Origin of the sequence: Moorena sp. SIO3H5 (genome assembly GCF_010692395.1) — a bacterium.
In the GTDB taxonomy this organism is placed as follows: Bacteria; Cyanobacteriota; Cyanobacteriia; order Cyanobacteriales; family Coleofasciculaceae; genus Moorena.
This window is the reverse complement of the sequence record NZ_JAAHHS010000100.1, coordinates 1-21,321: the sequence shown is the minus strand read 5'-3', so window position 1 is coordinate 21,321 and position 21,321 is coordinate 1. Positions and strand designations below refer to the sequence as shown.

Below are 21,321 nucleotides of genomic sequence, written 5' to 3'. Positions count from 1 at the left end.
CCTGACCACGAGAGCAACCATTATCCTGACAACTATTGTTGGTATTACCGCCGGGATAGCTAGTTTTTCTGACAATTGGCTAGTGAGTAAGCTCAGTCTGCTTTATGTGGAAATAGTGCGCAATACACCACTGCTGCTGCAATTGCTATTTTGGTACTTTGGGGTATTCTTCCAACTGCCAAAACTGTCGGAAAAAATTCAGTTACCTGGGTCGATATTTTTGAGCAAGCGGGGAATTTATATTCCTTGGCCCCCCTTCACCACCCAGCTGTTTCTGTGGTTGCTGGTTTTGCTAGTCGGTGCGATCGCAGCAGTTTTAATCTGGCAGTGGCGCACTAAAGTGATGGTAGAACAAGCACAATCCGGTCAGCCGCAGTTAATTGCTTTAATTGCGATCGCAATTGCTGCTGTCTTAATTATCATCATCGGTTTTGGTTGGCAAAGACCGCAAGAAGTTATAGATACAGGTAATATTGAAGGCGGACTCCGGCTAACTATTGAGTTCTGTGCCTTACTAGCTGGTCTAGTCTTTTACACAGGTGCGTTTATCGCGGAAATTGTCCGAGCTGGAATAGAGTCAGTACAGAAGGGACAGTGGGAAGCAGCAAGATCCTTGGGACTTAAGTCAGGCTTAGCTATGCGGTTAGTTATTTTTCCCCAAGCCTTGCGGGTGATTATCCCTTCCCTAAACAGCCAGTATATGAACCTAGCCAAAAACTCCAGTTTAGCATCTGCTATTGGCTACCCAGATATCTACTCCATTGCTCAAACCACCTTCAACCAAGCCGGTCATGAAATAGAAATAATCGTAGTGATCATACCCCTGACCTATCTAACCATTAACCTGATCATTTCTTTCGTGATGAATCTGTTGAATCGGACAGTTAAATTGCAGGAAAGATAATTGGTTAACTTAATTGGTTAACTATTGACTTATAACTAGATAATGACTACTGTTAATTCTCAACCTCCTGAACTAGCACCACCCCCTGAACTACAGGTTAATCCAGTTACCTGGATAAAGAAAAATTTATTTAATACTTGGTATAATACCATACTAACGGTTAGTGTTTTATGGTTTCTATTCGTAACCGTAAAAGGCTTGATAATATGGGTAACCACTGAAGCCCAGTGGGATGTTATTAAGGAGAACTTCCGTCTATTTTTTGTAGGAACCTATCCCGCCACCGAAAACTGGCGTCCATGGTTGATTCTGGGGATTATTGTATTCCTCTCCGGGATAACGTGGGGAGTTTTAGCAAGAAATGTTACCACTCTATTTAGTCGCAATGTCTTAATATCTATTGTGATCAGTGGTGCTATCTTAGTGCTATTTCCAGTAGCAATTCCCTATCGCTTATTACTCTTAGGAATAGTAGTCTTACTGGTAGCTAGTGCTTGGGGAGGACAACAGGTTGCTAAAACTCAACCGAAATTGGGTAATTGGTTACCTTTAGCTTGGTTTATTGCTTTATTAATCTTCCTGTGGCTTCTGGGAGGAGGACTCGGACTAAAACAGGTATCCACTAATCAATGGGGTGGTTTACTGCTGAATCTCTTAGCCGCAGTGGTTAGTATTTTAATCTGTTTTCCCCTAGGTGTATTACTAGCCCTAGGACGACAAAGTACCTTACCAGTTGTGCGCGGCTTCTCTATCCTTTACATTGAACTAATCCGAGGACTACCTCTGATTGCGATTTTGTTCATGGGACAAGTAATTATCCCACTATTTCTACCACAAGGAATGCGACCAGACCGGGTGTTAAGGGCAATAATCGGTCTGACTTTATTTAGTGCTGCTTACTTAGCAGAGAATGTGCGAGGAGGACTGCAATCTATACCTACAGGTCAAATCGAAGCTGCTAAAGCATTGGGTTTAAATACTCCCCTATCGGTAGGGCTGATTGTATTACCTCAGGCACTCAAAGCTGTTATTCCTGCCATTGTCGGTCAGTTTATTAGTCTGTTTCAAGACACAACTCTCCTATTTGTTGTAGGTCTAGTAGAGTTGCTTGGTATTGGTGATTCTATCTTTGCCCAAGCCAAATTTCAAACCCCCTATCAAGAAGTGTATCTATTCGACGGACTCCTATTCTGGTTATTTTGTTACGCCATGTCCACAGCCAGCCGACGCCTCGAAAAACAATTGAATGTAGACCATTGAATCTAGATTCAAGCAATTATCATAGCTATGAGGTACACAATTTATGGATTTTAGGGAACAGGGAACGGGGAACAGGGAACAGGGAACTTAGAAGAGGGAATCGGGAATCGGGATGCGGTGCATGAAGACAGGGAATCAACGTCAAAGAATAAAATACCTCATAACTACGATAAACGCTATATAACCTTAAACCTGTAACTTTAAACCTGTAACTTTAAATCTGTAACTTTAAACCTGTAACCTTTAACCTGTAAACCAATCTAACCTTAATCAAGGGAAAAGAATCATGACTAATCAACAACCGATCACTTCTCCTCAAGACCCAGTTAATTCCAGAGATACTGAATCCATGATCATCGCTCAAGATGTTCATAAGTGGTATGCCAGCAACCAATTTCATGTTCTGCGTGGTGTCAGTCTAGAAGTCAAGAAAAAAGAAGTAGTGGTGGTCATGGGGCCTAGCGGGTCTGGGAAATCAACCTTTATTCGGACATTTAATGCTCTAGAAGACTATCAAAAAGGAAAAATTATTATTGATAACATTGAACTCTCCCATGACTTGCGAAACATTGATACTATTCGCAAAGAAGTGGGGATGGTTTTCCAACAATTTAACTTATTTCCTCACCTGACTGTGCTGCAAAATGTCACCCTTGCTCCGATTTGGGTGCGCCGCTGGAAAAAAGCAAAAGCTGAAGAAATTGCCATGCAGCTGTTAGAGAAAGTCGGTATTCTCGAACAAGCCAAGAAGTATCCCGGTCAACTGTCAGGGGGACAACAGCAACGGGTAGCTATTGCCCGTGCTTTGGCAATGCAGCCTAAAATCATGTTATTTGATGAGCCTACCTCAGCTCTCGATCCGGAGATGGTGCGAGAGGTACTCGATACCATGCGATCGCTTGCTGATTCTGGGATGACTATGGTTTGCGTTACCCACGAAGTAGGTTTTGCTAGAGAAGTGGCAGACCGAGTGGTATTAATGGCTGATGGGAAGTTGGTGGAAGAAAGTACACCCCAGGAATTTTTCAACAATCCTCAACATGAACGTACTAAGCAGTTTTTATCCCAAATTTTATAGGCATAGCCCTGCGCCCAGCGCTATAATTGCCAATTTACCACTGAAAATTATCAAATTTAAATTAACTAACACTTAATAATGATATAGCGTTTCTAATAGTAATGAGGTACACAGGATTTTTTCCCTGTTCCCTGTTCCCTGTTCCCTGTTCCCTGTTCCCTGTTCCCTACTCCCTACTCCCTACTCCCTACTCCCTACTTCCTATCAGGAGCTAAATAACCTTCCACAACATAATCCGATCCTATCTGACGCCAACTGACTCGTTCTAATGTTAGAGCATCAGTCATGAGTGTCAAGCCCAAATCTCCTACTGGTGAGAGACCACCTTGACCACCGATGATTTTTGGAGCAATAAAGGCTACGATTTTTTGGACTGCACCATCTGCGATCGCATTTGCCGCTAAGATACCACCACATTCCCATAACACCCTCGAAAGCTGCCTGTCATATAAATATGCCATGACTTGAGAAGGAGTCAGGGGATTCAATACCACCACCTCTACACCCTGGTTAACCAGATGTTGATATAAATCTCCCTCAGTTCCGACCTCTGTAAACACCAACGTAGGTACATCATCCGTTTGCCAAACACGAGCATCTCTGGGTAAGTCGAGGGTGCGACTCATGATCACCCGTAGGGGATTCGGTGAATTTGGATTGTGGCTAGTCAAATTGGGGTTATCCTGACGCACCGTATTACCGCCCACAATCACTGCATCGCAAGCTGATCGCAGTTGATGCACCCAACTACGGGACTTTTCCCCTGTAATCCATTTGCTATGACCACTAGTAGCAGCAATTTTGCCATCTAAAGTCATGGCATATTTGAGAATTCCCAATGGACGCTGGTAAAGAATACGATGAATAAAGCCTTCATTGAGCTGACGGCAAGCACTCTCTTCCACACCTACCACCACTTCAATCCCAGCCGCCCTTAACCGTTCAATACCTTTTCCAGATACCCGTGGATCAGGATCCACCATCCCGACCACTACTTTAGCGACTCCAGCCTTAATTAACGCTTCTGTACAAGGAGGGGTTCTACCATAGTGATTGCAGGGTTCCAGATTCACGTAAACCGTTGCGCCCTGGGCATTTTCCCCAGCCTCTGAGAGGGCAAACACTTCGGCGTGGGGTTGACCAGCACCAGGATGAAACCCTTCCCCGACAATTTCCCCATTCCGGACAATTACACAACCGACTAAAGGGTTGGGTGTAGTACATCCCTCGGCTCGCCGTGCTAGTTGGATGCACCGCTGTATCATGGCTTGCGCCAAGGGAGTTTCAGGAAAAGATGTCACAGGAGAGTTGTCCATTTGTCTGTTACTATTCGTTTGTTACTATTGAAATGTTATTTGTAATCATTAATTACATTCATCAGCATTTAACTTAAGAGGGGGTTTGGGAAGGGCTGTTTAATTTTCAATTTTTCGGTTCCCTGAAGCTCCCGAGTGGCAGCAGTTTCGCCCCTGTTTTTCTATTATTAAACCCAATAGTAGAAAAAAACGGCGATTTGCTTACCAGAATGGGATTTGAGCCCCTCACCCAGGAATTTTAGGGTCGAGAATGAAACAGCCCTGGGGGGTTTGGGGGATACATGGACTCCCCCAGTATTTTTGAATCCCCTCCCTGGGGTAAAAAAATACATCTACCAACTTGTGTCTTCATGGTAGACTGTCTTTATGCTGATTATGAACTACCGCTACCGTATATATCCCAATGCTGACCAGCAAGCTCAAATGCTTGAATGGTTAGAGACTTGTCGCGGTGTGTACAACTATGCCTTGCGGGAGTTGAAAGACTGGTTGGCAAGTCGTAAATGCGCGGTGGATAGATGTTCCTTATCGAAAGAATACATCATTCGGTGCGATACTCCCTTTCCGAGTTATCATCTTCAGCAAAACAACCTACCCAAGGCAAAGAAAGTTAGCCCAAAACTCAAGAGTGTTCATTCCCAGGTATTGCAGACAACAATCAGAAGGTTGCATGATACCTGGGAAAATTTTCGTTCTCGTGGTTTTGGGTTTCCTCGATTCAAAAAGTTTGGTCAATTCAAATCATTTCTGTATCCACAATTCAAAAAGAACCCGATAGGGAATGGCATGATTGACCTTCCCAAGATTGGCAAAGTTGCCATTAACTTGCATAGACCGATTCCAGATGGATTCCAGGTCAAGCAAGTGAGAGTGATATCGAGAGCAAGGCATACTCAATGGTATGTAGTTGTCACGATAGCTTTAGACGTAGAAATCCTAAACAATCCACCTAGCGGTCGTGCAATTGGGATAGATCTGGGACTGGAAAAATTCTTGACAACTTCTGACGCTTTCACTGTTGAACGTCCCAAGTTCTTCAAAGACCTCAAAGGCGAGTTGAAATTACTGCAACGGAGGGTAAGTAGAAAAAAGAAGCGTTCTAAAAACTGGGAAAAAGCACAAATCAAAGTTGCAAGACTACATCTAAAAATTGCCAATACTCGCAAAGATTTCCACCTCAAAACTGCTCATGTTCTGTGCGATCAGGCAGAGACAATCTTTGCTGAAGATTTGAACACAGTTGGACTCAATAGAGGAATGCTACGCACTGAGTGTATTGATGCTTCCTTTGGACAGTTCCTCGACCTACTCAAATGGGTTTGTTGGAAGCGGGGCAACTACTTTGAAAGAGTAGACCCCAAAGGTACAAGTCAGACCTGTCCAGAGTGTGGTGCAACAGTGCAAAAAAACCTCAGCCAAAGAGAGCATATTTGTCCGGAATGCAACTACAGAACCCACAGAGATCATGCAGCGGCGATGGTGATTCGATTGCGAGGTTTGGAAAAAGTACCCGTGGACGGCGGGGAAAGGAAACCGTCTGCTAATAGCGTACTGCCGGGTGAGCGTCAGCTCATAGGTAAGTGCTACGCAGAAATGCTTAACTGCGAGGTTAAGAAGCCCGCGCCGTAATCAAAGATTCGGCGTCGGGAGCATGTCACTTAACTTTAACTGTAAACGTCTTAAAATCGAAATTGCTCACCAATAGCTCACGAACATTAATTACTTACAAACTAAGGACTTACAAACTAATTTACTTACTGTGGCACCTGCCAGAGTTTGATGATCTTTTTACCACCACTAGTCGCAATTGTGTGGCAATCAGGACTAATCGCAAAATATTCAATTGGATTTGGAAAACCAATCAGAGTGTAGATTAGTTTTTGATTAGCAAAATCCCATACTTTTATCGTTTGATCTGCACTCCCACTGAACAACTTCTTACAATTAGCACCGATAGCTAGTTCTTCCACATAATTGCTATGATCAGTTAGACTATTGACTTCTTCCCCAGTATCTAGATTCCAGACTTTGATAGTTTTGTCAGCACTAGCACTAAATAATCGTTGTCCATCCGGACTTATGGCTAGAGAATTCACAAAGCTCGTATGACCTTCGAGAGTCCGGAGTACTTGCCCAGTGTTGATATCCCAAATTTTAATGGTCTTATCGGCACTAGCACTAAATAGTTTTTGCTCATTCTGACTAATTAATAAAAAGTTAATCGCACTTTCATGACCTTTGAGCTGACTAATTTTTTCTCCCGTATTGATATCCCAAATTTTAATGGTCTTATCGGCACTAGCACTAAATAATCGTTGTCCATCCGGACTAACCGCTAAATGATTAATAAAACTTTTATGACCTTCGAGAGTGTAGATTTTTTCTCCCGTGTTGATATCCCAAATTTTAATCGTCTTATCGGCACTAGCACTAAATAATTGTTGTCCATCTGGGCTAATAGCTAGATAATTAACATAGCTTTTATGACCTTCGAGAGTGTGGATTGCTTCTCCCGTGTTAATATCCCAAATTTTAATCGTCTTATCGGCACTAGCACTAACTAATAATTCGCCATCTTGACTAATGACTAGGTAATTAACCCAACTTGAATGAGCAGTGAATGTCTTAGTATTAACCACAGATAATTCTTCAGGAGATATTTCTTGAGATTTTCTAAGGTCAGGATTATAGGATTGATACAATAGCCAACCACCAGCACCAAATAATCCAAATCCCAAAGTCAATATCCCTCCTAACCACCATCTTATTTTTGGGGTTTTAATAACTTCCGTTTGTATAGAAATATTGGGTTGAGATTTAGTTTTAATGCTTGAGTTGGTTGTACTCGCTTCTAGATTAGTATTAGCCTGTGAAATACTAATCAAAGAAGAAATAGAATAAATATTAGCTAGATTATTTAAAATTTGCTGAGTCTTTTGAGGTCGAGCTGCTGCCGTTGGAGCCATCAAACTATCAATAAAGTCTGCTAGCTGGTCAGAGATTTGAGGAGCATGATCACGCCAATGAAATTGATCATTTAACGGATCATAAACACTCTGATCCGTGACTGATTTGCCAGTCAGTAAATAAACAAAGGTTCGCCCCAGAGCATAAAAATCCGACTGTGGGACTGCATACCCTTTTTCCTGCTCTGGGGGAGTATAGCCATGGGAACTAATCTTGGTAACACTGCCTCCACCACCAATTTCCGCTAGATAGGTATAGGTCAACTCTCTAGCAGTGCCAAAGTCAATCAATACCAATTGCCCATTGGCACGGAGCATGATGTTTTCTGGCTTGATATCGCGATGGAAATAGTTTTGTTGATGAACAAGATGCAGAATCTCTACTATCTGCTTTAACCATTTAAGCGCTTGCGTTTCTAAAATGGGGTGATTGCCCTGTTGCCTCATCCACTGCTTCAAGTTAAGTCCATCAATTTTCTCCATGATGATGCAATACAGCGGCTCTTTACTATGTCTAGGAAAAAACTGAAAGTATCCCTCTGGCTCGATTTGAGGGATACCGGGGTGAGTCAGCTTGCTCAATACAGCTGCCTCTTGGCGAAATAGTTCAATAATTTTGGATTTCGAGTTGTGCTCTGGCTTCAGGACTTTTAGAATTTTCGGTACTGCCCCGTTGTAAGCTTCGTAAACCTTACCAAAGCCACTTTGGTCACTTAACAGGCGCATCACCCGATAGCGACCTTGTAATAACAAATCTGAGCCACAATGGCGACAAACCAAATTCGTCATGTTCCCTGGGTCATCTGGCTGAGGGCACAGGGGATTGATACAGTAGCTCATGCCTAGCTACAAAGAGATAGTGGTCTTATTCCAATATTAGGATGGGGGTTTTGAATTAATCTACTCAAAGCAATATTTTCGCTCATTACGCCCCTAGTAGCTCAACAGCAGGAGTCAACAGATAAAAATATAGGTTTTTACATGCTAGTACAAACTTGCGGTCATGGAATGCAATTGTTGCCTAATTTTGCCTAAGTGCTGCTCGAGTTACTTAGGGCTACAGTTATTTTATTTAACTATATATAGTTTTTTTTAGAGCGCCAACGATCAAAATAGTTTCTCCAGAGAATACAGCATGGTATAAATGTCACCTCAAGCAGGTTGAAACATACACTAAAATTGGTACATTGTAAAGAAGTATGTCAAAAAGCCCAGCTCAGCCAAAATCTCATCTATGAACTGTGTTGCTGCCCCAGACAGGCAATTATCCCGATTTTACCTGCCTCAACATACAGTACCCTACTTGCAAAAACTGACCGTATTCTGTGATTTTGACGGTCCCCTTGTTGATGTTTCCAATCGCTACTACACTACGTATCAGCTAGCACTAACTGATACTCAAGGGTTCTACCAAGCTAAAGGTATAACCTTACCGATACAGACCATGAGTAAACAGCAGTTCTGGCAAATGAAGCAAGAACGCATCCCTGACGAGGAAATTGCCATGCGCTCAGGGTTGCGAGGAGAGCAAATCGATTTCTTCTTGGGGCGTGTGATCAAGATTGTGAATCAATCTACCTTGTTGAACAAAGATAAGCTGCAACCAAACGTAAACTGGGCCTTAGCTTTGCTGCATTCTTATGGCATCCGACTCGTTCTGGTGACATTACGTTGCACATCCCAGGTCAAACAGATATTGAGCAATTACGGTTTAACTCGTCTTTTTAGCGGCATTTATGGGACAAGAGAAAACCACCATGCTTATCAAAACTATGCTCAGGTAAAACAAGAACTTCTCCAACAAGCACTGTCTGAGCATAGTACTTCATCCTATACCGAAAAATCTCCGCTGGCTCAACCGTCGGTATCTGCTTGGATGATTGGTGATACAGAAGCCGATATTCTCGCAGGACAAGCCCTTTCAATTCCCACCATAGCTCTTACCTGTGGCATTCGCTCTCAATCATATCTCAAGGGGTTTGAACCAACGCATATCTGTAGCGACTTACTTTATGCAACCTCTTATCTATTAGAACTCTCTAGAGCTGTTGCTTCTTAGTAACTTGCTATCTAACAAAGTATATGTAAAAAAGCATTAGGATTCCTCCATTGAATTGCACCACTGCCACCATCGATTGAGTGGATAGTAGACGACTGGTGCCCAAAGACTACTGAGAATTGCAGAACAGATGGCAATACGCTGATGGTCTGTCCAGATTTGTGCTAATTGGCGATCGCCTTGAAAACTATGCTGAATAGCAGTAACTGTTTCCCCAACAATCGCCATGCCAAATACAATTAAAGCTACTGAAATAAAATCTTCCTGAATATACCGTTGCTTTTGAATCACAGCAGTCAAGATCCCCACGATGGCAAGACTATAGACATGGGTAGGCTCAGGGAATGTCATACCATCTTGGACTAACCCCAATACCAACCCTGCGAATGCTCCTTGAAACGCTGTACGTTTAATGCTCCAGGCCACAACCCAAATCAACAGCCAGTTGGGAGCGATTCCCAGTAATTCCATTCCAGGTAAACGTGTCAGTAATAAGATTGAGCAGAAGATAACTGAACTAACAGTGACTGCCCAATTAATTGTTCGACGAACCCAAATAGAAAACTCAGACGTGTTGGTCATTGTTTATTAGACCTCTTGCAAAAGTTTTTCGTGGTATGATAACTAGTCTGGTAATTTCCGAGTTAGCGTCCGCTTAAGACTAACAAAGGTGCTTTATACTTTATTTGTGTATAAGCCTAGTACACAATCTAAGTAATTTTTACCAAAACTGTTATTATAACTCAAGATATTTTTGCAAGAGGTCTATTAGTCATGGGTTATTGTTCATTAGTCATAAATCATGGGTCATTGGGATGAATAATCACCCACTCCAGATAACTCATCGGAGCTGTCAGTTCAATAATCGCCTCTGGGGCTGGACTTTTGTCAAGAATAACAGACTCTACACGTCCTAGGGGTAAACCAGCTGGGAAAAGCTGGCTAACAGTGGAGGTAGCCACAGCATCACCAGGACGAACGTTTGGCACTTTATCAAAAAACTGCATTATTGCCCGATTAGTCCCTTGTCCACCCAAAAAACCCATGCTACGGCTACGGCTGATCACGGCACCTACCTTACTAGTGGGGTCACTGATCAGCAAGGCACGACTGGTGTGGGGTGTCACGCTAAGGACTCTACCCACTACACCGCCAGGTGCCATAACAACGAAGTCCTTTTTGATCCCAGCTTCACTGCCTCTTCCCAGAATGATTTCTTGCCACCAATTGTCAGCGCTACGTCCCACAACAGGCGCAACAATTCTTAGTTTGTTCTGGGTTTTCTTATAACCTAACAGCTCTTTTAGCTTCTGGTTTTGGGTTTGGAGTTCCTCTACCTGCTGTTGTAGTTCCAGTGTCCGCGCATTAGAGAGGCTTTCTTCTTTAGCAGGTACCGATTGAAAAGGGCGGGTTATCAATTGATAGATTTCAAAAATTGTTGCACCCTGAGTTATTCTAAGTAACCAAGCAGCAATCAGGGTAAGACTCCCCAGCATAATTGCTACTCCATGTCTCCCCCACCAGCGACGCAGCATGTACATAGCCTATCCATAAAATAGTCAGATTTTGGCTAATCAGTGAATTTTTACACTAGCCACACTCAATCTACACTCTTGATATATTTAAGAAAAATACTCTTTAAGGTTGATATTTAATAGCTCACCACTACATATTACGGGAACGCCCGCTAAACACCCGCTCTAATTGTTTGTAGTTCTCTAATACTCGACCAGTTCCCAAAACAACGCAGCTGAGGGGATCAGCCGCTACATGGGTGACAATGCCACTTTCATGACTAATAAGTGTATCTAATCCTTTCAATAAAGCACCACCACCCGCCAGCATAATACCTCTATCAATAATATCAGCTGCCAGTTCGGGGGGAGTCCGTTCTAGAGTGCGCTTAACAGCATCAACAATAACAGAAAGGGGTTCTGCCATACTTTCACGAATCTCTGGTCGTTTGATGGTGACAGTTCGTGGTAAGCCAGACAGCAAGTGTAATCCTCGCACTTCCATGGCCGCTTCATTATCCTCAGGTGTCGGATAGGCTGAGCCAATGCGGATTTTAATGTCTTCTGCTGTCCGTTCCCCAATCACTAGGTTATGGACTTTTTTCATATACTGAGTGATTGCCTCATTTAGTTCATCTCCGGCAACACGCACTGATTCACTTAGAACTGTTCCCTGCAAACTGAGAACTGCTACCTCAGTGGTGCCTCCACCGATATCAATAATCATGTTACCGGTTGGTTCTGCTACAGGTAATCCAGCACCAATGGCTGCTGCTACTGGTTCATCAATTAACCTAACTTCTCTAGCACCAGCCTGTAATGCAGCTTCCATGACGGCTCGTCGCTCCACACCTGTGACACCGCTGGGGATACCAATCACAATCCGAGGTGAAACTAGGGCTTTGCCTTCGTTTACTCGCTGGATGAAGTGCTTCAACATCAGTTCAGCGGTATCGAAGTCAGCAATCACACCATCCCGTAAAGGACGTAGGGCAACTACATTACCTGGGGTTCTTCCCAACATCTTTTTTGCCTCTTCGCCTACGGCTAGAGGAAGATTGTCGTCTTGATCAATGGCAACCACAGAAGGCTCTTGAAGAACAATGCCCTTACCAGATACATAGACTAAGGTGTTAGCTGTACCCAGGTCTATACCCATGTCCCGTGACAGGGAAAAGTGATTTAAAATACTCACTAGTTTCTACGCCTCACAAAATGCTGTGTACAACCGACATTGCACCGAAACTGTAACTGAGGTGGATTCTATTATGTTTTATCCAGTTAGTCTAGTACGCTAGTACACTACCTAATCATCATTCTCCGGATACTCTTTAGACTAAATTTCTGCAAATACACCCAACGGCAAATACACAACGGTTTCACCTGCTCAAGTTAAGCTTAAGTTAACTAGAATACTCTGCATGATTGACTTGCTTCGGTCACTTAAAATAAGTTAGTAATTGTTATACACCAGCTAAATCTGCTATTGTAGAGCCATAATCAGTACAAAAGTACCAATATAACTATGAGTCTCAATGTTGTCCACTTAGTCGGTCGTGCAGGTACAGACCCAGATGTTAAGTATTTTGAGTCTGGGGGTGTATTGTGTAAACTGGCCTTGGCAGTGAGACGACGGACACGCAATAGTGATCAGCCTGACTGGTTCAACTTAGAGATTTGGGGGAAGACGGCGGAAGTAGCTGCTAATTATGTGCGTAAAGGTAGCTTAATTGGTGTAAAAGGGTCTTTGAAAATCGACACTTGGAGCGATCGCACCACCGGAGCTGACCGCTCACAACCTGTGATCCGAGTAGAGCGGCTTGATTTACTTGGCTCTAAGCGTGATAGTGACCCCAGCGCTGTAAGCAGCTATGATAGCACCGAATTTTGAATAGTTTTGATTTATACTCAAACCTCCTAACTAATTAGCTATTAGCTTTCGAGGAAACTAATAGCTAGACTAGTATAGGTCTGGATTTCTCCGCTAGGTTCCCTGAGTACAAAGTAAAATACTAAGGGCTAAGATACCTAGGGCTAAGACACTTAGTTCTAAAACACTTAGGTCTACTGCTTACCCAATGCTATGAACTAGATGTATTCTTTTTCAGCCAATTCCTGTGTTTAGGTTATTACTCACCAGTTGCCTATCACTAGTTGCCTATCACTAGTCACACATCCTTCAGACGATTATTGTCTGATCCTACAGGTTCACCAAGAAGCCGTCTTACCTCAGTTTATGACCTGGCTAACCAGGTGGGCACTGTCGAACGTCGCTTGAAGTTTCTGGGTATTTTCCCAGTCTACTGCCGCAAATCCGATTAGTTCCCTTATATATATGAGCATAGATCAAAAAACACTATTGGCAGTCACCAACTTCTCAGTAAAACCTGCTGCCTCTATTGTAGTAGTTGCTCAAAATATCTGCAACATCTAGGTGTTTGATCACGGAAATGCCTAGCAGGAGAAAATAGTGTAAGACTTAACTGATTTTATTGATATTGGAACTATTGCGTGACTACAATCATTTCCTTAAATACTAACCATTTCCAAACCTTAGACTTGTCTCCAGCTCAGACAGTGATTGAAGGGTGGCTGCAAAACGGTGCGATCGCAAACCATGAGCAGCAGCTAGGCTTTAAGATTGATTTTGATGGCGATCCTGAGGATCCTCGGGAATTCTCAGAGATCCCAGAGGTGCGGTTATGGTTTGTGCGCTTGGATGCTACCTATCCCTGGTTACCTTTTCTACTAGATTGGAAATCTGGGGAATTCGTCCGCTATACTGCTATGCTAGTGCCCCACGAATTTAATCGAACAGAAGGCATCCAGTACAACTCTGAAGCCTTAGAAATTTTCGTGATGCAGAAGATCTTTGTACTTACTCAATGGTTAAAGCAGTGGGGTATACAGAGCCCATCCCGCCTCAAGTCGATGGCTCAGTTACTCGGCTATGAACTAGATGATACTTTGTTTGATCTGCTCGAAACCTCAGGGGGTGATATCCAGTCCGGTTGAATACCCATCATAAAAAAGATTGATAGGGAGATAGGGAGATGAAGCCGGGGCTGATCAGTATAATAAGCGCTATAGTTGGAGAAGAGATGCTATCAAAGGGCAGTTTATGCCTGCGAAAGTACCTGTGCAAGGTACAACTCCACATCGGGTTGAGGATCTATCTTAATCAACCCCTATAGCGTCAGCTTCCCATATTAAAAAGAGTTTGGGGAAAAGAGAAAAGCGGCTGATGACTTCCTCAAGAAATACTAGAATTACACTAGCTACCCCAAATTTGCTCTAATACAGTTTCCGGTTTGATATCGGCAATCCGACCGCTAGGTGATTGAATGCCGTATACCCCCTCCTTGACAGGTAGTAGTTTTTTGGCTTCTGTCGGACCAAACAAGGCAATGGTAGGAGTACCAACAGCTACAGCTAGATGCATAGGTGCACTATCGGTACACAGCATCAAATTAGCACCAGCAATCATGGCTGCCAATTTCCCAATATCCTGGGGAGTTGTAACTTTGAGGTCACGATGGTACTCCATCATAGCCTGGCACCATTCTGCATCCTCTGGCCCTTTTAGCAAGACAATGGGGAGATCGGGTTGTTTTTGACGAATGTCCTCAACAATCTGCTGCCATTTCTCAACTGGGTAGATTTTATCAATTCCTTGGGACAGAGCCAGTTTACTAGAACCGCCATGAATAAGAATGTAGCCAATTTCTTCTGGAATGTCTAGCTGTTGCTGTTGAGCTTCTGCCCATTCAATATCTGATTTGGGAACCCTAACAGCAAGTTCTTGACAAGGAACGTTAATACCGAAACCTTCTAGTAGGTCATGGTACATATGGGCAGCATACTGCTCAGTTTTTAGGGGCACAGGGTTGCTAAAAAACAAATCCCTTGAACCAGCTTTGTAACCAATTCGACGCACAATACCAGTCATCCAAAGCAAGAGCCCAACTGACCACCGACGTCCCAGGGTCATCGCAGCATCGTACTCGCGTTCGCGGATCACTCCCAACAAGTTACCAAAATCCGCGAGACCATTGCGGTCTTTAAAATCAAAGGTTAGAACTTCATCGACTGACTGACAAACCCGATAAGCCCCCTTGGCTCGCGGTTCCACAATAACGTCAATCTCAGCTTGGGGATAATACTGTTTTAGTTGTGAGAGGGTGGGAAAGAACAGGATTTGGTCGCCAATTCCACCAGGAACAAGGGCTAGTATTCTCATCTCAAATTACTTGAGCTTACGGATCAGCTTAATTTTAACTTGACGCTGGAACGACTAATTCTGATTCTATACAGGGGATAATATCCTAAGCTCAGCCATGAAGCAGCAGCTAAGAGGTAGAAAATCGTGCATTTATTAATTCCAGCAGCCGGAATGGGACGACGGATGGGGAGCGATCGCAATAAGCTTCTTTTAACACTTCTAGGTAAACCCATACTGGCTTGGACACTGCTAGCAGCAGAAAAAGCCAGTAGTATTAGCTGGATTGGGATCATCGGACAACCCTATGACTGGCAAGAGTTTAAAGCAATTCTAGCTGAACTTGCCCTATCTAAACCTGTGGAGTTGATTGAGGGGGGGGAAACGCGGCAAGAATCTGTCTATAATGGCTTGCAGGCTTTACCAGCAGAAGCCAAAAGGGTGTTGATTCACGATGGTGCTAGATGCTTAGCTACCCCTGAATTATTGACACGGTGTGCCCAAGTCTTAATGGATTGTCCCGGTCTAATTGCCGCTGTGCCAGTTAAGGATACGATTAAAGTGGTGGATGAAGCCAATATTGTTCAAGATACACCCGATCGGAAGGGATTGTGGGCAGCACAGACACCCCAGGGATTTGAGGTGAAGTTGTTGAAACAGTGCCATGATCAAGGACGTGAGGCTGGGTGGCAAGTTACGGATGATGCCGCTTTGTTTGAACGGTGCAGCTTGCCAGTAAAGATTGTGGAAGGGGAGGAGACGAATTTGAAGGTAACTACCCCAGTGGATTTAGCGATCGCAGAATTTATCTTGCGCCAGCGTTTTGATATCAGTGGAACCTAATCTAGTTAATTAATTGATTGATTATAATTAAATATCGTTTCAGTTGTGCCAGGGAATGGAAAATTTCCACGTACCAATCACAAAATCACTATGGAAATCCAACAACGCCACCCTTGGCCAGTCAATAGTGAAGAAGCTAAAGCAATTCAACAACAACTACAACCCGAGGTAATTTCTGAAGATCAGTTGGGGGAAGTACAATATGTTGCTGGTGTAGATGTAGGTTTTGAGGAGGATGGCGCTATATCACAGGCAGCAGTAGCAGTTTTAAGCTTTCCCGACTTGCAGCTGAAGGAAAATGCGATCGCATCCAGACCCACTACCTTTCCCTATATACCAGGTTTCCTATCATTCCGAGAAGTTCCTGTAGTACTGGATGCTTTGGAAAAAATTAGCATTATCCCTGACTTAATTTTGTGTGATGGTCAGGGCATTGCCCATCCTCGTCGCTTTGGTCTTGCCTGCCATCTGGGGGTACTGACAGATATTCCTACCATTGGTGTAGCTAAGTCCCGATTCATTGGTGATCATGAGGAATTGCCGGAAAACAAAGGTAATTGGCAACCGCTGAGCCATGATGGAGAAATCATTGGAGCCGTTGTCCGTACTCGGACTGGAGTTAAGCCAGTCTATGTTTCCATTGGTCATCGCATCAGCTTACCCACAGCAATTGATTATGTATTGCGCTGCACATCTAAGTATCGATTACCAGAAACAACTCGCTGGGCTGATCAACTAGCATCAAATAGAAGCTAGAAGTTAGAAGTTAGAAGTTAGAATTTAGAAGTTAGAATTTCACATTCTACATTCTTCATTCTACATTCTTCATTCTTTTGGTAATACCTCTTCTTCTAATCGATTAACCCGTTCCTTGAGTTCTATTACTAAGGTAGCAAGACGCTTAAACATCGGGTGATCAGCGTCTACCCTGCTATAGCTATCAGTTGGTGATATTCCCTGGTGTTGAGTGGGTCGATTACTATCAGGAACTGACTGGTTGACCTGACGTAACTGAGTTTCTAAATTATTGAGTTTAAACCTCAAGTTAATTATCTCAGATTCAACAGAAGAAAGACGCGATTCTACAACAGTTATAGAAGCTGTGGCTGGTGGAATAAACTGTGAGATAAAAATTCCTAAGATTAAGCCAAAAGCGAGTATTGGTATTGTTCGTTTCAAGGTAGTACAACCCCATTAGTTATCTTACTACCCATTATGACTCGTTCATTTGGACTTTCATTGTAAGCATTCAACTATCAGCAATCAGCTGAAGGGCTACAGGCATAGTATGAATGGCTGATAGCTGATAGCGGTAGCCTGAATAGTTACATTGATACTTAGATTGGGATAGCAAAGATCTAACAAAAAGAGCGAGTCACTTATCAAACCGCTCTTTTTGATAAGGGGATAAATAGTTAATGACAAAGTAGAATTATAAATTTGTCTTAGGGAGATTTTAACCCAAAGACATAGCTCCTTAGACATAGTTTGCCTACTCCTCCCTGATTGATCAGGCTCTAGGCTGTTTCCAACCAGTCATAAATTTTATCTAATTGCTCCAGAGTTACCAAACCGTACTGCCAAAGAATCATTGGCAAAAGTCCTGGATCTTGTTCCCGGTGTCGTTGTGCGATCGCAATTGAATCTCTGGAAATTGCTAACTCTTCTTGGAGAAAATGCAAGAATTTTGTATAAGTTTTTGGTGCCATAATTAGTTTACTTTCACCTCCTTTAATAGGCTCTATTTTGGAATTAGTAATCTGAATGTGTAAACCATCAGTAGCCACTATCTCATCTGTCCACTAGGAAATTACGAACTTTCGTTATACCTGACAAACGAAACAGTCGGAAATTTGAAGGTTTTAAGATTTTAAGGATAGTTAATCCTATAGGAAAGGAGTTAACTTTCCCTATCATCACCCGACTAGGATTTAAGATGACAGGAATAGCACTCTAGTATCCCTGTATAAATTTTCAGGGTTAAGAGGCTGATTACCTGTGTCCTAAATCACTGCCAACCTGAGATTTTCGTCAACCTAGAACAGCAATCTTATGTGTCTTGATGCAGTCGCTCATGGTTTGGGTTCTGTGTGCGGAACCTGCGTCCGCACCTGTCTTGATGCAGTCGCTCATGGTTTGGGTTCTGTGTGCGGAACCTGCGTCCGCACCTTGTAAGCCCCGTGGAAACCCCCAAGACCGCGCTGCATCGCTGTCTTGCCAGTATGGAGATAAAATACCCCACTAGCATCACCCCTAGACCTAGCCAAAACAGCCAGTTGGCAAGACCTTCCAAGCTCATATGCTTAAGTCAAGTAAAATTCGACAAATTTAAACACACACTCCCTAAGGCGCTTGGTTAACAAGCGTCTGTCAAGTTAAAAACTCTGGTGTACGCTATGATAGACAACTTTCTCACACCATTAACTTAGCGATTTACCGCTAAGACTCAGTAGCGTCACCCCTACCCTTGTTTTCCCAACCTTGATTAATTATTTCAAGGGCAGCCATTAGTAATCAAGGGTATAGTCATTTGCGAGCTTTTTACATCTGTCTTAGGAAAGATTACCCTAATTTAGCTTAATTCGCCAGAAGCCCCACGACAGAAGTAAGCATGAAACTATTTGCAGTCAACTGAATGCTTATGTATAGGGATGATAGCATAAGGCTTGATGCTTTATATAGCACTAGGTATTCACAGGTGCGCTTTCCAATGGCCGGGGAACCCGGCCTTGGGTCGCACCTCGATGTTTGACATACCTAAACTCCGAAACGTAAGTAATCGCTTACTTCTGACTTCTGACTTCTGACTTGTAACTTGCGCGTAGCGCTATATTAGTTAGGTTGGGTAGTACTGCCATCCAGAAACTTGACAGTGACCTGGTCACCTACTTTCAGACCCAGTTCAGCTGCACGTCCGCCACGAAGTTCAATCACTTGGTCAATAATTTCCCTTCCTGGACCATAGGTAGGACATTTATCAGTTTGGCAGGGAGGCACAGATTTTGCGATCGCTTTTACTTCCCCATTTCTTAGAAATACCATATCGAGATCGATTTTAACATTCTTCATCCAAAAGCTGACACGCCGTGGTGGGTCGAAGCCAAATAACATGCCCCGATCCGGTGCTAGAGATAGGCGATACATCAACCCCATTGCCTTTTGCTCACGGGTCTGTGCCACTTCCAGCCCAAACCGCTCACCTGCGATCTCAGCTTCAGCAGAAATTGGTAACATTTGACCTAATTTGTTTGGTGATTGTGATACTGATGGCGCTGTTGCTGGTGGTTGACCAGAGTTCACAGAGGTACTATTTATAGTGTCTTCTGATACTGACCCTGCTGAACAGCCCATCAGTAAAATACTTAGTGCTATTGAACATAGAGTGATTGGAAACGTCATACCCACAACCCTAAGCCTCCCGCAACACATAACCAACACCACGCACCGTCTGGATTAATCGCCTTTCACCTTCATCTTCTATCTTGATACGTAAATAGCGAATATAGACTTCGATGACATTAGACTCTCCCATAAAGTCATAACCCCAAACATTTTCCAAAATTTGTTCGCGAGTTAATACTTCCCTCGGATGGCTGATCAAATACTTGAGCAGTTCAAACTCTTTCATGGTCAAATCAATCACCCGTCCATTGCGCATGGCTCTACGCTGGCTTAGGTCTAAAGTTAGTTCTCCAAACCTGAGCTGCTCCGAGCCTCCTGTTTTTGGCTCTAGATAAAGGCGCACCATTTTCACAAATGGCTCGCTACGATAGGGTTTCAGGAAATAATCATCAGCTCCTGCTTCTATACAAGCCACTCGATCCTCTACTCGGTCATGAGCCATCAGCATGATTACCGGTACGCGAGAGCCTTCACGTCTGAGCTGATCGCATAATCTCAGCCCTGATTCTCCTGAAAGGGCTCTATCGACAACCACCATTGCTGGCTGGAGTTCACAGGCTTGATGGCAAGCAACGGTGGCATCAAGGGCAATGACGGTATGATAACCTGCTTCTTTCAAGTCCTGACTCAGCCGTTCCGCCAATATTTGATCGTTTTCTACAACTAAGACACAGGGATTCCTTTCCAGGGTCAGATTTGGCATAGATAATGCTTCTCAGCACAAGCTGGATATAACTATGGTGAATACCAACCCTGTTTTAGCATGTCGTAATTAAATTTTGCTGAGTGGGTAAGTTGTAAAAAAAATAGCCGTAGAAATACTATCCACGGCTATTTAAATGACTTATGTCACTATGTTCCCAAACCGAACCTGATGTGATCCTATTTGATTGACCTTGCTCTTTCGCCCACCCTAGGGGAGCAGACCGGAGCCAAGGCTCTGGGGGGAAGCCCCCCAGAAATTTAACGTGTTATGGCAACAGCCAATACTTCATCATGGTTGTCCTCACTTCTCCTGGAGTTTCAGTAGCTTCCAAAGGGCTCCAGTCGGCAATCTCTCCATAGCCCAGGGAATAAAACCTTTGCATACTATGGATTAGCGATGCAGCGCCGCCAAAGGGGGTTTCCCCCGGAGACCAAACCTTAGACAGTTGAGCCTTTATGGTTGGTCGGCTATGCAGAAAAGGGGTAAAACTTATTGATTAAGGCTCAACTGTCTTACGGTAAATTCAAACCATGAGCGACTGCATCAAGACACCGCTTGACGAGGACCTTTTAGAGTGTGCTCAACAGGTTGTTTCTTGAGGTTTTGGTTGATTTTTTTTGACATAAGTCGAAACTTTAACTCTTTGTGGTTTTATATTGATTATTGTAATGATTATATTTTAAATTGTCAAGGGTTTTTAAACTTTTTTTTGGAGAAGTTTTAGAGGTGATAAAAAAAAGCGTTTGCGTAGCGTCTCTTTCAGAGAATACCGTAAGCTAATGCGCTACGCACACGCGTGCGCGTTCAGCTAATACATCGAAGCCTGTGCCACCGCTTCCCGATTCCCGATTCCCGATTCCCGATTCCCGATTACCATTACTATAGATATAGTTAAATAATGACTTTAATGTGAAAACCGATACCATCTTCTATCGCCTGTTTCAATCGTTTCCCAGTATCTTATTTGAATTAATTAACCATTCCCCTACAGAAGCACAAGCTTATCAATTCGCCTCTGTGGAAGTCAAACAACTAGCATTTAGAATTGATGGAG

Annotated in this window: 21 protein-coding genes and 1 other RNA gene; 10 read left to right on the top strand and 12 right to left on the bottom strand. The window is 43.3% G+C overall.

Annotated elements, in window-relative coordinates; all coding sequences use genetic code 11:
• The 3 genes from F6K52_RS13720 to F6K52_RS13710 form a co-directional block, all read left to right on the top strand.
• Positions 1 to 904 (top strand): ABC transporter permease subunit (locus tag F6K52_RS13720; RefSeq protein WP_293078375.1); only part of this gene is annotated, 904 nt, incomplete at its 5' end.
• Between the two features lie 42 nt (positions 905 to 946).
• A complete protein-coding gene (locus tag F6K52_RS13715) occupies positions 947 to 2,164 on the top strand; it encodes an amino acid ABC transporter permease (protein ID WP_293078373.1) in 1,218 nt (405 codons plus the stop codon).
• 286 nt (positions 2,165 to 2,450) lie between these two features.
• Positions 2,451 to 3,242, top strand: coding sequence for an amino acid ABC transporter ATP-binding protein (locus F6K52_RS13710; RefSeq protein ID WP_293078371.1), 792 nt, complete (start codon positions 2,451 to 2,453; stop codon positions 3,240 to 3,242).
• Between the two features lie 194 nt (positions 3,243 to 3,436).
• Here F6K52_RS13710 and ribD read toward each other — a convergent pair whose 3' ends face one another.
• The gene (ribD, locus tag F6K52_RS13705) at positions 3,437 to 4,558 is read right to left on the bottom strand and encodes a bifunctional diaminohydroxyphosphoribosylaminopyrimidine deaminase/5-amino-6-(5-phosphoribosylamino)uracil reductase RibD (protein WP_293078369.1); all 1,122 of its coding nucleotides are present in this window, start codon (positions 4,556 to 4,558) and stop codon (positions 3,437 to 3,439) included.
• Positions 4,559 to 4,924: 366 nt separating this feature from the next.
• On the opposite strand from ribD, the gene F6K52_RS13700 reads away from it, so the two are divergent.
• A complete protein-coding gene (locus F6K52_RS13700; RefSeq protein WP_293078367.1) occupies positions 4,925 to 6,187 on the top strand; it encodes a transposase in 1,263 nt (420 codons plus the stop codon).
• A 125-nt stretch (positions 6,188 to 6,312) separates the two neighbouring features.
• Here F6K52_RS13700 and F6K52_RS13695 read toward each other — a convergent pair whose 3' ends face one another.
• A complete protein-coding gene (locus F6K52_RS13695; RefSeq protein WP_293078365.1) occupies positions 6,313 to 8,364 on the bottom strand; it encodes a serine/threonine-protein kinase in 2,052 nt (683 codons plus the stop codon).
• Positions 8,365 to 8,758: 394 nt separating this feature from the next.
• Here F6K52_RS13695 and F6K52_RS13690 point away from each other — a divergent pair, with 394 nt between their 5' ends.
• Positions 8,759 to 9,583 (top strand): HAD hydrolase-like protein, encoded by an 825-nt coding sequence (locus tag F6K52_RS13690; protein WP_293078363.1) that lies wholly within the window; start codon positions 8,759 to 8,761, stop codon positions 9,581 to 9,583.
• 36 nt (positions 9,584 to 9,619) lie between these two features.
• Here the strand turns inward: F6K52_RS13690 and mreD are convergent, their stop codons facing one another.
• The 3 genes from mreD to F6K52_RS13675 form a co-directional block, all read right to left on the bottom strand.
• A complete protein-coding gene (gene mreD, locus F6K52_RS13685) occupies positions 9,620 to 10,165 on the bottom strand; it encodes a rod shape-determining protein MreD (protein ID WP_293078360.1) in 546 nt (181 codons plus the stop codon).
• 218 nt (positions 10,166 to 10,383) lie between these two features.
• Entirely contained in the window at positions 10,384 to 11,118 is a 735-nt protein-coding gene (gene mreC, locus F6K52_RS13680; RefSeq protein ID WP_364417549.1) for a rod shape-determining protein MreC, read from the bottom strand.
• A gap of 130 nt (positions 11,119 to 11,248) precedes the next feature.
• Positions 11,249 to 12,256, bottom strand: a complete 1,008-nt coding sequence (locus F6K52_RS13675; RefSeq protein ID WP_293078379.1) for a rod shape-determining protein — start codon at positions 12,254 to 12,256, stop codon at positions 11,249 to 11,251.
• A 366-nt stretch (positions 12,257 to 12,622) separates the two neighbouring features.
• Here F6K52_RS13675 and F6K52_RS13670 point away from each other — a divergent pair, with 366 nt between their 5' ends.
• Positions 12,623 to 12,988, top strand: coding sequence for a single-stranded DNA-binding protein (locus F6K52_RS13670; protein ID WP_293078356.1), 366 nt, complete (start codon positions 12,623 to 12,625; stop codon positions 12,986 to 12,988).
• 313 nt (positions 12,989 to 13,301) lie between these two features.
• Here F6K52_RS13670 and ssrS read toward each other — a convergent pair.
• A non-coding RNA gene (gene ssrS / locus F6K52_RS13665) (6S RNA) lies at positions 13,302 to 13,484 on the bottom strand.
• A 124-nt stretch (positions 13,485 to 13,608) separates the two neighbouring features.
• Here ssrS and F6K52_RS13660 point away from each other — a divergent pair.
• Complete coding sequence (locus F6K52_RS13660; protein WP_293078354.1) at positions 13,609 to 14,112, top strand: CRR6 family NdhI maturation factor; 504 nt, start codon at positions 13,609 to 13,611, stop codon at positions 14,110 to 14,112.
• Positions 14,113 to 14,371: 259 nt separating this feature from the next.
• On the opposite strand, the gene F6K52_RS13655 is transcribed toward F6K52_RS13660, so the two are convergent.
• Complete coding sequence (locus F6K52_RS13655) at positions 14,372 to 15,337, bottom strand: glycosyltransferase family 9 protein (RefSeq protein ID WP_293078352.1); 966 nt, start codon at positions 15,335 to 15,337, stop codon at positions 14,372 to 14,374.
• 126 nt (positions 15,338 to 15,463) lie between these two features.
• Between F6K52_RS13655 and ispD the strand changes: the two genes are divergently transcribed.
• Entirely contained in the window at positions 15,464 to 16,159 is a 696-nt protein-coding gene (ispD, locus tag F6K52_RS13650; RefSeq protein ID WP_293078350.1) for a 2-C-methyl-D-erythritol 4-phosphate cytidylyltransferase, read from the top strand.
• 90 nt (positions 16,160 to 16,249) lie between these two features.
• Entirely contained in the window at positions 16,250 to 16,915 is a 666-nt protein-coding gene (gene nfi / locus F6K52_RS13645) for a deoxyribonuclease V (RefSeq protein WP_293078348.1), read from the top strand.
• A 69-nt stretch (positions 16,916 to 16,984) separates the two neighbouring features.
• Here the strand turns inward: nfi and F6K52_RS13640 are convergent, their stop codons facing one another.
• The 5 genes from F6K52_RS13640 to nblR form a co-directional block, all read right to left on the bottom strand.
• On the bottom strand, positions 16,985 to 17,338 hold the full coding sequence (locus F6K52_RS13640) for a hypothetical protein (protein ID WP_293078346.1): 354 nt from the start codon (positions 17,336 to 17,338) through the stop codon (positions 16,985 to 16,987).
• Between the two features lie 338 nt (positions 17,339 to 17,676).
• Positions 17,677 to 17,868, bottom strand: a complete 192-nt coding sequence (locus F6K52_RS13635) for a DUF2949 domain-containing protein (RefSeq protein ID WP_044493838.1) — start codon at positions 17,866 to 17,868, stop codon at positions 17,677 to 17,679.
• Positions 17,869 to 18,209: 341 nt separating this feature from the next.
• On the bottom strand, positions 18,210 to 18,458 hold the full coding sequence (locus F6K52_RS13630) for a hypothetical protein (protein WP_293078342.1): 249 nt from the start codon (positions 18,456 to 18,458) through the stop codon (positions 18,210 to 18,212).
• 533 nt (positions 18,459 to 18,991) lie between these two features.
• Positions 18,992 to 19,459, bottom strand: coding sequence for a DUF192 domain-containing protein (locus tag F6K52_RS13625; protein WP_364417540.1), 468 nt, complete (start codon positions 19,457 to 19,459; stop codon positions 18,992 to 18,994).
• 109 nt (positions 19,460 to 19,568) lie between these two features.
• Complete coding sequence (gene nblR, locus F6K52_RS13620) at positions 19,569 to 20,264, bottom strand: response regulator transcription factor NblR (RefSeq protein WP_293078338.1); 696 nt, start codon at positions 20,262 to 20,264, stop codon at positions 19,569 to 19,571.
• A gap of 912 nt (positions 20,265 to 21,176) precedes the next feature.
• On the opposite strand from nblR, the gene F6K52_RS13615 reads away from it, so the two are divergent.
• Positions 21,177 to 21,321 (top strand): DUF2887 domain-containing protein (locus F6K52_RS13615; RefSeq protein WP_293078377.1); only part of this gene is annotated, 145 nt, incomplete at its 3' end.

Coding starts and splice junctions, on each gene's coding strand:
- F6K52_RS13630 (WP_293078342.1), bottom strand. CDS start 18,458: ATGAGCTTGGAAGGTCTTGCCAACTGGCTGTTTTGGCTAGGTCTAGGG.
- F6K52_RS13715 (WP_293078373.1), top strand. CDS start 947: ATGACTACTGTTAATTCTCAACCTCCTGAACTAGCACCACCCCCTGAA.
- F6K52_RS13670 (WP_293078356.1), top strand. CDS start 12,623: ATGAGTCTCAATGTTGTCCACTTAGTCGGTCGTGCAGGTACAGACCCA.
- F6K52_RS13675 (WP_293078379.1), bottom strand. CDS start 12,256: ATGGGTATAGACCTGGGTACAGCTAACACCTTAGTCTATGTATCTGGT.
- F6K52_RS13700 (WP_293078367.1), top strand. CDS start 4,925: ATGCTGATTATGAACTACCGCTACCGTATATATCCCAATGCTGACCAG.
- mreC (WP_364417549.1), bottom strand. CDS start 11,118: ATGCTGCGTCGCTGGTGGGGGAGACATGGAGTAGCAATTATGCTGGGG.
- F6K52_RS13695 (WP_293078365.1), bottom strand. CDS start 8,364: ATGAGCTACTGTATCAATCCCCTGTGCCCTCAGCCAGATGACCCAGGG.
- F6K52_RS13690 (WP_293078363.1), top strand. CDS start 8,759: ATGAACTGTGTTGCTGCCCCAGACAGGCAATTATCCCGATTTTACCTG.
- nfi (WP_293078348.1), top strand. CDS start 16,250: ATGGAAATCCAACAACGCCACCCTTGGCCAGTCAATAGTGAAGAAGCT.
- F6K52_RS13635 (WP_044493838.1), bottom strand. CDS start 17,868: ATGGCACCAAAAACTTATACAAAATTCTTGCATTTTCTCCAAGAAGAG.
- F6K52_RS13655 (WP_293078352.1), bottom strand. CDS start 15,337: ATGAGAATACTAGCCCTTGTTCCTGGTGGAATTGGCGACCAAATCCTG.
- mreD (WP_293078360.1), bottom strand. CDS start 10,165: ATGACCAACACGTCTGAGTTTTCTATTTGGGTTCGTCGAACAATTAAT.
- nblR (WP_293078338.1), bottom strand. CDS start 20,264: ATGCCAAATCTGACCCTGGAAAGGAATCCCTGTGTCTTAGTTGTAGAA.
- ribD (WP_293078369.1), bottom strand. CDS start 4,558: ATGGACAACTCTCCTGTGACATCTTTTCCTGAAACTCCCTTGGCGCAA.
- F6K52_RS13710 (WP_293078371.1), top strand. CDS start 2,451: ATGACTAATCAACAACCGATCACTTCTCCTCAAGACCCAGTTAATTCC.